Consider the following 11465-nt stretch of genomic DNA (forward strand, 5'->3'; position numbering starts at 1 on the left):
TATATATAATTTCATGGTGAAAATGTTCTCGTATAGTAGTTTACGACTAATTATTTTTTGAATAATCAAATTTCGGAGTTATTTACTATTAAACTGGCTTTAAATTACAATTCTAAGTTTTTCTTCTTAAACACTGTAAGATATAAAATCATGCATAGAATCAGTAATGTGCCAATCATTTGGAAGCCCCCAAATGGAATTTGCAGCCAAAAAACACTTGTGATGACGGCCATTAAAGGTTCCAAACTACCAAGTAAGCTTGTTTCTTTTGGGGATAGGTAATGCAAACTGGCAATATAAAACCAAAATGCAAGCATCGTACCAAAAATAATGATAAAGAAAAAATAAGCAGTAGTCGCAAATGTCCAGGTCGATAGCTCAATGTGCCATGGTTGATAGAATATGCTCATGGTGACACCCCCAATGAGCATCGCCCAACCGACAACAAGTAAAGAATGGAATTGTTGTAAAAGCGGTACGGCATACAATGTATAAAAAGCGACAGCCAGACCGGATAACACACCCCAAAATACACTCATAAATGGGACAGAAAGCGTGGAAAATGAACCGTTTGTCAGCAATAAAGTCGTACCGATTAGTGTAAGTGATACAGCAATGCCATCTTGTTTGGTGAGTTTACTGTATTTTTTAATAATATAGTAACTGATAATGAAAAGTGGCGCTAAATACTGTAATAAAGTCGCTACAGCAGAATTACCGATTGCAATGGACATCATATATGTATATTGCACAGCAAGCATACCAAGTAGACTAAAGAGAATTTGTCTGAATGCATCTTGCTTTGTTCGCCACATAACAAAAATGGATTGGTGACGATGTGTTATTTTGTAAATGGCGATTAACAAGATACCAGCAACAAGCAGCCTGCTCGATACGAGCCAACCAACTTCAATATGTTCTTGCTGGAATAGTTTTTGCGCAACTGTTCCGCCAATTCCCCAAAAGCTTGCACCAAGAATGACAAGCATAAAACCAAAAGCACGGTTTTTTTTATGTTGTTGATTCATTTTCTAACATCTCCTAAACTATCAATATAAAAAATAATATATAATTTTCATTGTAAAAAATATCGTATTAACGGTTTAAACTATCAATATATTGAGGTGTTTGCATTGACATTGACGCATATTAAAGTAGCGAAGGATTTACAAGAATTAACGATACATGGTTCGAAGGCATTTCCAATTGCTTTATACGAAACGACATTACAAGTAGATCGGTTGGATTTTTTGCCATTACATTGGCATAAAGAAATACAGTTCGTCTATGTCAAAAGTGGACGTGTCAACTATCGTGTAGGTGCGGACATCATACTGCTTGAGGCGGGAGAAGGGCTATTTGTCAATGCAGCATGTTTACATGAAGCAAAACCAAATGAGGTGGACCAGTCGTTGCTGTTTTGTATAAATGTTGATCCGAAATTTTTAGGCGGACATGAAGGCAGTGTGTTGACATCTAAATATGTGCAACCATATGTAACCAATAATAGACTACCATTTGTTAAGCTTTCCGGTGAGCTAGCACAAGCTGTAGAATGTGTTGCCCAATTATTAAAGGAACGAAATGCCTTTTTTGAATTTCAGGTGTGGAGGGCATTGTTATCGATTTGGGAGGCTATTTTAATGCAATCGAAGCTTACTGAGGAAACGATACATGCTTCTATGATCGTGCAACATGAGCGTGCAAAAGAAATGCTTGACTACATTCATCGTCATTATCAAGAAAAAATAACCTTGGAAAAATTAGCTGCACATGTGTTTATCAGCAAGGCAGAATGCAGTCGTTTTTTTAAAAAAGTAGTCGGTATGACACCATTTACGTATCTATTACATTACCGTTTAAGAAAAAGTATGGAATTGTTGCGCGATCGTGACAAACCCATCACGTTTATTGCATCAGACACAGGCTTTAGTACAGTTAGTTACTATATTGAGCGTTTTAAAGCATATACGGGTTATTCACCACATGCGTATCGCAAAAAATTTTTAGTTGAACAGAACAATACGTAGTGTTCGGAGAAAAGTGAATATTTCATGACATGCTCAGACATTAAAAACTTTGCTTTCCTTGTAAATTGTTTACAAATGATGCACTCTATTTTAAAATAAACTTAATATTAAAGTTAACTTAACTATTAACCTAACTTAAAGGATGATTTTGTATGGACCAACATGATGACGCATTATATACACTCGTACAGGAAATTAACGATGCGATTTACTCGATGGATAGCCATTTTATAAAAGTCCATCAGCATTTAGTAACAGATGATTTGTCTACAAAGCAAATGATACTTATGGATTTTATCCATAAAAATAAAAGTGTAACCATTGGACAAATTGCTCACTATTTGAATATTACTTCAAGTGCTGTTGGTCAACTCGTAAGTAAACTTGAAGATCAACGATATGTAATCCGACAAATTAACCCCAAAAATCGCCGTGAAATTTTTGTCCACTTAGATATAGCGGGTAATCAGTATTTCAAGCGGGAAGAAGAAATTAAGCGCTATATTATTGCCAAGTATTACTCGAAACTTGAACGATCAGAATTAGTCCAATTGAAGGAGATTATTCAAAAATTAAATAACATTGTTTTGAAAGAAGGCATGGTAGAGGAAATAAGAAAAGAGTGATGTCATTACGTGTAGCAGTCTAATAGTTAAAGGAGAGATTCGAAATGATGGTCTTAAAAAAGAAACAAAACATCTGGATGGCGTTTTTAGTCGTTGTATTAATTAGCAACTACTCGCTTTATAATACAGGATTAGGTATGTCCATTTTACCAGCAGAAACAGCGGGCGTTGTATTTGGCTCATTACTCGACTTTATCGTCGTAATACCAGTGCTATTTATGCTGTATAAACGAAAGTTTTCTATTAAGTATGCGATTGTTTTGGCCGCAACAGGTTGTATTGCAGCACGCTTCATTATTCCAATGGATCATTTGCAACCGTATGTGGCGGTGACATGGGCTGGATTTGCAATTGAAGGGGCACTTATCGTGATCGAACTATTATTTGTTACAACGTTAGTATATTACTTACCTAAAATTATAGCAGATGTGCGGGCAAGTTCTTTACCAGACATTTTTTCTTTTCCACAAGCAGTTGAAAAACATGCTCCGAAGTATCGGATTATACAGATGCTGTGTACAGATTTACTCGTTCTTTACTACGGATTCGCAAGTTGGAAGCGAAAAGAACGGGCGGGATTAACGTTACATAAAAACTCTAGCTATATCGCCTTTCAGATAATGATGATTCATGCCATCGTGATAGAGACTATTGGTATCCACTGGTGGCTTCATGAGAAATCCATGCTATTATCCATCTTATTACTCATTATAAATATTTACTCTGTCTTATTTTTTATAGCTGATATGCAGGCAATTCGCTTAAATCCTATTTACGCAACCTCTGATTCATTATATTTATCTTTAGGTTTAATGAAGCGAGCGACCATTCGCTTCGATGCGATTGAAAAAGTGGAAGAAAACCCAGAACTGTTAAAAGAAAAATTATCGAAAGATACAATCGATTTTATTGCACGTGACTTTGGAGAAGCCTATCCTCACATGATATTGCAGATGAAAGAACCGGTGGAAGTAACGTTTATGTTAGGTCTGAAAAAGCGTTATAACAAAGTGGCAATCAAAGTCGATCAAGTACAGGAATTAAGAGACATATTACGCCAAGGTATGGAGGAAAATAAAGAGGAATGGTAAACAGCTAAAGAGGCTGGGACGCGGGGACTCCTGCACAGAACGCACACAGCGTAAGAAGCGCGCATTCTGCGCTGAGCGGAAAGCACCGCCGAAGCGGACAATAACGGCGCAGCAAAAAAGTGTTAGATTGACTGCTATCAATCTAACACTTTTTCTCTTTTGTCCCAGCCTCTAGCTGTGTTTATAGCTAAGGGGATGGATTGGAAATTATTAGGTTAGTAATTGCTTTGTTATTAAATACATCTTTATGTATTGCACGATTAATACCTATCCAACCAATCCCTTTCCACATGCAAGGGGCAAGAGAACACGACTGTTATTTTTTGCCGGGGAAAATGACATAAGAAAGGCTAATGACGGCATCGATTATTAAAACAATCCCCCAAATTTTCATCACTTGTAGTAGGGAAGACGTATCGGTATGTTGACCAATAAATACAATCATCGCATACAATAAACTAGTACTAATAATGTAGGCGAGAACATGTAAACCGAGCATTTTTACTTCATGGATTCCTTTCGCCAATCCTGTTAACCGCTGTTTTTCTATCTGGATTTTTAAAAACCATTGTTGAAACTTTTCATCTGCCCATGTAATCATTGTCTTCCCATAGGCAATCGAGACACCTATATAGATAGCGGCAATACCATGAGAAGCGGATGCTGGTGTACCAGCTTTTAAGTCCATAGCAGTTAGCAAGATTAATAGAAGGTCTATAACAGGTGTAAGGGCAAAAAAGAAAATGCTTAGTTTTGGCTTGTTAAAACGGTATCTACAAACCAAAGCTATTAATATGACAATCCAAAATGCTATTTCTGCAGCGATAATCCAAGCAATCATAAAAACCCTCCATTATTTTGATACGGTTGTATTAAATAAAATTACCATAAAGTTTTAAATAATACAAATGTATTAAAATAGTCTATACTTGAAGTATGCCAAAAATAGTGAATCATGAAGAAAGAAAAGCGAGTATCGCGAAAGCCACGTGGAATGTAATTGCTAGGGATGGACTTAGAGGTGCTACAGTACGTTCAATTGCAAAGGAGGCAAATTTATCATTAGGTGCTGTTCGTTACTATTTTAACACGCATGAGGAATTAATCGTATTTGCGATGGAGTTAGTAGAGCAGCAAGTAAATGAGCGTATTGCCCAGCATTTACAAAAGCCACTACCAATTAAGCAAATTATTGTAGCAGTACTTTTGGAGCTCGTGCCAATCTCTGAACAACATATTATTGAAATGCAAGTTTGGCTAGAATTTGTTTCTTATAAGGTGCGAAGTGGAGAAGCGTCAGAAGAAAATATATTGAGCGGTATTGAAAAGATATTTGCTTATTTACAACAACAAAATTTACTGCAAGATGGACTAGTACTACACGATGAAATTGTCCATTTACATGCATTTATTGATGGTCTTGCCCTGCATGTTTTAATGGGCTTAGTACCAATGGATAAAGTGCGACTTCAATGTTTAATTGAAAAAGAAATAGATAAAGTATTAAAACTATAAAACAAGTGGTTTGCCCATCTAGTGTTAATCTAGATGGGCAATTGCTTTTAGTATGTCTTCACTAACGGCATCCCAAAATTGACGTTGTACGGAATCGCTATACGTATAAAGGTGTTTCTTTTGCACATGCCTATAAATTTCCTCTATTGCTTCCTTGTGGAAAGATAGACGGTGATTCATTGTTTGACGTTCTTCCTCGATACACAATAACTTATAAATATCCGTCAGTCGTTCAAGCTTTGCACACTTCTGTTTCGTATCCTCATATTGAACTTGATGAAACCTTCCTATGGCCGTATGCATTGAGATTTTTTCTCGATGTTCTGCTTGCAATGTTCGATATTCTTCTTGCCGAATAGCTACACGATACCAAAATTCATAACGCAACGGTAAATCTCTTATTTCGTAAGTAAGCAAAGTATTTAAAATACTGCTCATTTGTTCATATGTATCTAGCTTTTTATCTGTCTCCTTAAATAGTCCAAACATTTTGCCACCCCCTGTTTTGATTAATACTACAACCTATGATAAAAACCCTTTAATATTTCTTGGGAAATAATCCAACGTTGATAAAACGGGGTGAATATCCGATCAATCGAGTGAAATTTAGGATAGAATACCCTCGGAAAAAGCATTATCTGAATCATTTATGTAAAAATGCAAAAAAAGGCATTTACAAAAGGAAAAAGAATGTGTTAACTTAAAAACTATAGTTGGTTAACTAAAAGAGGGGGAGGTACAGTTGCAACACTTTTGGGTTGTTGGAACAGATACAGATGTTGGAAAAACATTTGTCACCACATTATTAATGCGTAATTTGCAAAAACAGGGCGTACGTGTAACGCCTTATAAACCAGTCCAAACTGGTGAAGTGTATGATGGTGAACAAGCCTATTACTTCGACACAGCGATGTATGAAAAATATTCCTTGCAATTGCTAGACAGAGAGAATTTAAATGGCTATTCATTTAAAGAGGCTGCATCGCCACATTTTGCGGCTCAACTGGAGGGGCAGCAAATTGACACACAGCAGTTATTAAAGCAAATGCAACTTTTACAGCAAACATGGGATGTTGTTATTTGTGAAGGAGCGGGTGGGCTCTTTGTGCCATTAGATGCATGTGGCGAAACGACATTGTTGGATGTCATTGTTGAAAGTAAACTACCCGTTGTCGTGGTTACACGAACAGCACTAGGAACAATTAACCATACGCTCTTAACGTTAGAGGCATTGACTACACGGAAAATTGAAGTGCTTGGTCTTGTATTTAACGGTGATATGGGGAGCAGGATGGAGCAAGACAATATCCAAACGATTTTACAGTATTATACATTGCCCTATATGACGATACCAAAGCTGGAAGAGCTGTCGGACATTAATGAGTATGCAATTACGGGCACATCATTGTTTGAAAGGCTGATTAGACGTGAAACAAGTATTAACTGAGCTACAAGAAAAAGATTTACAACATGTCTGGCATCCTTGCTCACAAATGAAAGATTATGAGGCTTTTCCACCAATCGTTATAAAAAAAGGCGAAGGTGTATGGCTGTATGATGAACAGAATCAACGCTATCTTGATGCGGTATCTTCATGGTGGGTCAATTTATTTGGACATGCCAATCCACGTATTAGCCAAGCATTAAGTGAACAAGCATTTACGTTGGAGCATACAATTTTTGCGAATTTTTCACATGAGCCAGCGATTAAACTCGCACAAAAATTAGTAGCTTTAACACCACAAAGTTTACAAAAAGTATTTTTTGCAGATAATGGTTCATCTGCTATAGAAGTCGCTTTAAAAATGAGTTTTCAATATCATATGCAAACGGGGAAAACGCAAAAAAAACGCTTTTTGGCATTAACGGATGCCTACCATGGTGAAACATTAGGTGCTTTATCCGTCGGTGGCGTAGATCTTTATAACGAAGTGTATCAACCACTGTTATTGGATACGGTACGAGCACAAGGCCCAGATTGTTTCCGTTGCCCATTCAAGCATCATCCGGATAGTTGCCATGCCCAATGTATTAGTTTTGTAGAGGATCAGTTGCGCATGCATCATAAGGAAATTACGGCGGTTATTATTGAGCCACTCATTCAAGCGGCAGCAGGGATGAAAATGTATCCAGCTATTTATTTGCGACGTTTACGTGAACTATGTACGCAATATGATGTGCATCTAATTGCAGACGAAATTGCTGTAGGTTTTGGGCGCACAGGTACACTTTTTGCCTGTGAGCAGGCTAATATCTCTCCGGATTTTATGTGTTTATCAAAAGGTTTAACAGGTGGGTATTTACCACTGTCTGTCGTAATGACGACGAATGATGTATATCAGGCATTTTATGATGATTATGCCACGATGAAGGCGTTTTTACATTCACATAGTTACACAGGGAATACACTTGCCTGCCGTGTTGCTCTAGAGGTATTGGCGATATTTGAAGAAGAACAGTATATAGACGTTGTGCAAGACAAAGGTGAACGCATGCGAAAGCTAGCCTTGGAGGCTTTTAGTGATTTACCTTTTGTTGGTGAATATCGGCAAGTTGGGTTTGTCGGGGCGATTGAACTTGTGGCGAATCGCGATACCAAAGAGCCATTACCGAGTGAGGAGCGCATCGGCTATCAAATATACAAAAGAGCTTTAGCAAAAGGGTTACTGATTCGTCCACTTGGGAATGTTTTGTATTTCATGCCACCATACATTATAACGGACGATGAAATGCAATTTATGATTCAAACAACAAAAGATACAATTGTTCAATTTTTTGAAGAGCGGGAGGGATGAGGGCATGTTGAAACAACAGTCAACGTTATCACTTGTGATGATTGCGATGTTTGCTGCATTAACAGCAGTTGGTGCCTTCATTAAAATTCCATTACCGCTCGTGCCGTTTACATTACAAATTGTCTTTGTCTTTTTAGCGGGTTGCTTACTCGGTGGTCGCAATGGATTTCAAAGTCAGCTAGTTTACATAGGAATAGGTTTAGTTGGCTTGCCAGTTTTTACACAAGGTGGAGGCATTACATATGTATTGCAGCCGACTTTTGGTTACTTAATAGGATTTGCTCTTGCTGCATTAGTAATCGGCTATATGATTGATCGAGTAGAATCACCAACGAAAAAGCATTTCATTGTTGCCAATATTATAGGGCTTATCATTATTTATGCAGTCGCAGTACCTTATTTATATGTAGCATTAAATGTATGGTTAAACATGAAATCAAGTTGGTCTCATGTATTTTTAGTAGGCTTTGTCAATAGTATTGTTGCAGACTTTTGCTTAGCAATTGCTTCTGCCCTTTTAGCTGAACGTCTATACAAAGTATTCCGTTCCGCTAGAGCTATAAAACTTGTGCAAATTGAAAAGGAGAATGTTTAGTGAATTGGTTACAATTAGCAGATGAAGTGATTGCAGGCAAGGTAATTAGCGATGATGAGGCACTTGCCATTTTAAATAGTGATGATGATGATATTTTAAAGCTAATGGACGGCGCATTTGCCATTCGTAAGCACTATTACGGTAAAAAAGTAAAGTTAAATATGATTATGAATGCTAAAAGTGGCTATTGCCCAGAGGATTGTGGCTATTGCTCGCAGTCATCTAAATCGACCGCTCCTATTGAGAAATATCCGTTCATTACAAAAGAAGAAATATTAGCGGGGGCAAAGCGTGCGTTTGAAAATAAAATTGGTACGTATTGCATCGTCGCAAGCGGACGTGGGCCGACTCGTAAAGATGTCAATGTAGTGAGTGAAGCCGTTGAAGAAATTAAAGCAAAATATGGCTTAAAAGTTTGCGCTTGCTTAGGTTTACTAAAAGAAGAACAAGCACAACAATTAAAAGAAGCGGGTGTTGATCGCTACAATCATAACTTAAATACATCAGAGCGTCACCATTCCTATATTACGACGACGCACACATATGAGGATCGTGTTAATACCGTTGAGGTTGTAAAGAAACATGGTATTTCCCCATGTTCTGGAGCCATTATTGGGATGAAAGAAACGAAAATGGATGTCGTGGAAATTGCACGCGCATTGCATCAGTTGGACGCGGATTCAATTCCAGTTAACTTCTTACATGCAATTGATGGAACGAAACTTGAAGGAACACAGGACTTAAATCCTCGCTATTGCTTAAAAGTATTAGCGTTATTCCGCTACATGAATCCTTCGAAGGAAATTAGAATTTCCGGTGGTCGCGAAGTCAATTTAGGATTCCTTCAGCCATTTGGACTGTATGCAGCAAATAGTATTTTTGTTGGGGATTACTTAACTACTGAAGGACAAGAAGCCAATAGCGATTATCGTATGCTTGAAGATTTGGGCTTTGAAATCGAGCTGACACAAAAGCAAGAAGAAGCATTTTGTTCTTAATTCAACCAATCATTATGAAATAAAATCTACTACTACACAATATGATTACCTCAAAACCGTGTGAGCGTCGTGGAAAAGGCGCACAGACGGTTTTTTGGTCGATAAAAGAGAAGGAGAAAGGTAAATAAATGGTTCCGATAATATACCTATAAAATGATGGTTTTCACAAAATGTTCAATGAAAGCGTTTTGAAATTGAACAGTTTGTGAAGGGCTTCACATAAAGCTTTATTTTTTTAAAAAAGAGCGTAAAATGAAAATTAGCAAGAGTTGTTATAAGACAGTTTGTTCTTTGTATCACATGTTAGGTGATTGTTATATTACAAAAATAATAGGTAAGGGAGAGGTTAAGATGTGGGTTATTACAGTTTTTGAGAAAAAAAATGTGCGTATTTTTGAATATACAAACAAAAATGAGGCAACAGCCGCATTAGCAAAATTTAAGAAAAATGCCGTATTAACATATACAAAATAATACTTGGTCGATTTAAATCTAAAAATAACCCCTCATTGTACAATATAACGTACAATGAGGGGTTTTGTTAATGAAAAAGTATGGAGAAAGCACTGTAAACTAATAAAATTGCCATGAAAATATTGAATGGTTGTTGATACTGTAAAAGTACTTTTCGAAAGGTAGAGCCAAATAGAGCCCAGCTAAATGTACTTATAATCCCGACAAACCCTAAAAATAATGCAAATAAAATGTAACTCATATAGGAAGTGTAATACGGCAAAATATAGGTCGCAACGACCGTAATGCCAAACAAAATTCCTTTTGGATTGACGAACTGTAGAAAGGCTCCAAGTAGTAAAAGGTTTCGTTTATGCTCCTCTAGATGGTTAGGATTCGAATCTACGTGGTCTTTGGTTGTCGCAATTTTAAAAGCTAAATACAACATATAGCCTACCCCTAAAATCGTTAGTGGAAATGTAATAATGGGCATAATTTGACTAACAGCAAAATTAAAAAAACTACTTAAAGCGGTTATTGTAAAGAAGCCAATGCCCACACCGAGACAAAACTGCATCGTTTTTTTTAATCCATATTGGTTGGCATAGGCCATTGCCATAATGTTGTTCGGCCCGGGTGTAAAGCTTGTAATGATAACGAATACTAAAAAGGATATGTAAGGCATTTTAGACCTCCTTATTTTTTGTGCGTTATATCGTCCGAAATAAACTATATAACGCCCTGTTTTTTATTATACATAAAGGTCGTTATATTGTACAATTTTTTAAGGGGTGCTTGTATTGGAGGAAATTCATTTAATTTTTGCAAGGAATTTAAAAGCTATTCGCGAAAAAGAGAAACTTAGTTTAGAAAAAGTGTCTCAGCTATGTGGCGTTAGTAAAACGATGATTGGACAAATTGAAAGAGGTGAGTCTAGTCCGACGCTTACTACTATCTGGAAAATTGCAACTGGTTTAAAGGTATCCTTTACAACTCTTATCCATCAGCCGCAGTCGGAAACAGAAGTCGTGCTGAAAAAGGATATACCAGTATTATCAGAAGATAATGGAAAATATAGAGTGTATCCAAATTTTCCATTTCAAGAAGATAGTCGTTTTGAAATCTATACAATAGAGATTGATCAAGGTGGTCACTTAAGCGCAGAGGGTCATAAAGAAGGCACAGAGGAATTTATTACTGTTTTTGCAGGGGAACTAATGATTTGTGTCAATGACCGTACCTACACTTTAAATAGTGGTGATTCCATTCGATTTAAAGCTGACAGACCGCATGACTATCGTAATGCAGGTGATACATTAACGAAGCTAGGCATGACCATCTATTATCCAAATGAAAGATAAA

At 36.9% G+C, this 11465-nt stretch carries 13 protein-coding genes and 1 pseudogene; 10 read left to right on the top strand and 4 right to left on the bottom strand.

Going from position 1 to position 11465, the window contains the following annotated elements:
- Nucleotides 1–104: 104 nt before the first annotated feature.
- On the bottom strand, nucleotides 105–1028 hold the full coding sequence (locus tag LS41612_RS09335) for a DMT family transporter (RefSeq protein WP_024361138.1): 924 nt from the start codon (nucleotides 1026–1028) through the stop codon (nucleotides 105–107).
- Between the two features lie 105 nt (nucleotides 1029–1133).
- Between LS41612_RS09335 and LS41612_RS09340 the strand changes: the two genes are divergently transcribed.
- The 3 genes from LS41612_RS09340 to LS41612_RS09350 all read left to right on the top strand — a co-directional run bounded on the left by LS41612_RS09340 (nucleotide 1134) and on the right by LS41612_RS09350 (nucleotide 3747).
- The gene (locus LS41612_RS09340) at nucleotides 1134–2030 is read left to right on the top strand and encodes an AraC family transcriptional regulator (protein ID WP_024361137.1); all 897 of its coding nucleotides are present in this window, start codon (nucleotides 1134–1136) and stop codon (nucleotides 2028–2030) included.
- Nucleotides 2031–2182: 152 nt separating this feature from the next.
- A complete protein-coding gene (locus LS41612_RS09345) occupies nucleotides 2183–2656 on the top strand; it encodes a MarR family winged helix-turn-helix transcriptional regulator (RefSeq protein ID WP_024361136.1) in 474 nt (157 codons plus the stop codon).
- A gap of 44 nt (nucleotides 2657–2700) precedes the next feature.
- A complete protein-coding gene (locus tag LS41612_RS09350) occupies nucleotides 2701–3747 on the top strand; it encodes a hypothetical protein (protein ID WP_024361135.1) in 1047 nt (348 codons plus the stop codon).
- Nucleotides 3748–4063: 316 nt separating this feature from the next.
- On the opposite strand, the gene LS41612_RS09355 is transcribed toward LS41612_RS09350, so the two are convergent.
- The gene (locus tag LS41612_RS09355) at nucleotides 4064–4588 is read right to left on the bottom strand and encodes a hypothetical protein (RefSeq protein ID WP_025219903.1); all 525 of its coding nucleotides are present in this window, start codon (nucleotides 4586–4588) and stop codon (nucleotides 4064–4066) included.
- A 107-nt stretch (nucleotides 4589–4695) separates the two neighbouring features.
- On the opposite strand from LS41612_RS09355, the gene LS41612_RS09360 reads away from it, so the two are divergent.
- Nucleotides 4696–5262, top strand: coding sequence for a TetR/AcrR family transcriptional regulator (locus LS41612_RS09360; protein WP_158497891.1), 567 nt, complete (start codon nucleotides 4696–4698; stop codon nucleotides 5260–5262).
- Nucleotides 5263–5286: 24 nt separating this feature from the next.
- On the opposite strand, the gene LS41612_RS09365 is transcribed toward LS41612_RS09360, so the two are convergent.
- Nucleotides 5287–5751 carry a hypothetical protein gene (locus LS41612_RS09365; protein ID WP_024361133.1) on the bottom strand — a complete coding sequence of 155 codons (465 nt, stop codon included), beginning with the start codon at nucleotides 5749–5751 and terminating at the stop codon, nucleotides 5287–5289.
- A gap of 253 nt (nucleotides 5752–6004) precedes the next feature.
- Between LS41612_RS09365 and bioD the strand changes: the two genes are divergently transcribed.
- The 5 genes from bioD (at nucleotide 6005) to LS41612_RS23685 (ending at nucleotide 10124) form a co-directional block, all read left to right on the top strand.
- Nucleotides 6005–6709: a dethiobiotin synthase gene (bioD, locus tag LS41612_RS09370; RefSeq protein WP_024361132.1), complete on the top strand. Its 705-nt coding sequence runs from the start codon at nucleotides 6005–6007 to the stop codon at nucleotides 6707–6709.
- The gene (bioA, locus tag LS41612_RS09375; protein ID WP_024361131.1) at nucleotides 6690–8057 is read left to right on the top strand and encodes an adenosylmethionine--8-amino-7-oxononanoate transaminase; all 1368 of its coding nucleotides are present in this window, start codon (nucleotides 6690–6692) and stop codon (nucleotides 8055–8057) included. The genes bioD and bioA overlap by 20 nt, the downstream gene beginning before the upstream one ends.
- A gap of 4 nt (nucleotides 8058–8061) precedes the next feature.
- Nucleotides 8062–8652: a biotin transporter BioY gene (locus tag LS41612_RS09380; protein ID WP_024361130.1), complete on the top strand. Its 591-nt coding sequence runs from the start codon at nucleotides 8062–8064 to the stop codon at nucleotides 8650–8652.
- Nucleotides 8652–9650, top strand: coding sequence for a biotin synthase BioB (gene bioB, locus LS41612_RS09385; protein WP_024361129.1), 999 nt, complete (start codon nucleotides 8652–8654; stop codon nucleotides 9648–9650). The genes LS41612_RS09380 and bioB overlap by 1 nt, the downstream gene beginning before the upstream one ends.
- A gap of 351 nt (nucleotides 9651–10001) precedes the next feature.
- Entirely contained in the window at nucleotides 10002–10124 is a 123-nt protein-coding gene (locus LS41612_RS23685; protein ID WP_255313762.1) for a hypothetical protein, read from the top strand.
- A 67-nt stretch (nucleotides 10125–10191) separates the two neighbouring features.
- Here the strand turns inward: LS41612_RS23685 and LS41612_RS09390 are convergent, their stop codons facing one another.
- On the bottom strand, nucleotides 10192–10788 hold the full coding sequence (locus tag LS41612_RS09390; RefSeq protein ID WP_024361128.1) for a LysE family translocator: 597 nt from the start codon (nucleotides 10786–10788) through the stop codon (nucleotides 10192–10194).
- Nucleotides 10789–10844: 56 nt separating this feature from the next.
- Between LS41612_RS09390 and LS41612_RS09395 the strand changes: the two are divergent.
- Nucleotides 10845–11464 (top strand): annotated as a pseudogene (locus LS41612_RS09395) (helix-turn-helix domain-containing protein).
- Nucleotide 11465 lies beyond the last annotated feature (1 nt).

The organism is Lysinibacillus sphaericus (assembly GCF_002982115.1).
GTDB lineage: Bacteria > Bacillota > Bacilli > Bacillales_A > Planococcaceae > Lysinibacillus > Lysinibacillus sphaericus.

What these genes read in the sequence shown, in the direction of transcription:
- LS41612_RS09380 (WP_024361130.1), top strand. Translation starts at nt 8,062, where the DNA reads ATGTTGAAACAACAGTCAACGTTATCACTTGTGATGATTGCGATGTTT.
- LS41612_RS09335 (WP_024361138.1), bottom strand. Translation starts at nt 1,028, where the DNA reads ATGAATCAACAACATAAAAAAAACCGTGCTTTTGGTTTTATGCTTGTC.
- LS41612_RS23685 (WP_255313762.1), top strand. Translation starts at nt 10,002, where the DNA reads ATGTGGGTTATTACAGTTTTTGAGAAAAAAAATGTGCGTATTTTTGAA.
- LS41612_RS09390 (WP_024361128.1), bottom strand. Translation starts at nt 10,788, where the DNA reads ATGCCTTACATATCCTTTTTAGTATTCGTTATCATTACAAGCTTTACA.
- LS41612_RS09365 (WP_024361133.1), bottom strand. Translation starts at nt 5,751, where the DNA reads ATGTTTGGACTATTTAAGGAGACAGATAAAAAGCTAGATACATATGAA.
- LS41612_RS09355 (WP_025219903.1), bottom strand. Translation starts at nt 4,588, where the DNA reads ATGATTGCTTGGATTATCGCTGCAGAAATAGCATTTTGGATTGTCATA.
- LS41612_RS09350 (WP_024361135.1), top strand. Translation starts at nt 2,701, where the DNA reads ATGATGGTCTTAAAAAAGAAACAAAACATCTGGATGGCGTTTTTAGTC.
- LS41612_RS09345 (WP_024361136.1), top strand. Translation starts at nt 2,183, where the DNA reads ATGGACCAACATGATGACGCATTATATACACTCGTACAGGAAATTAAC.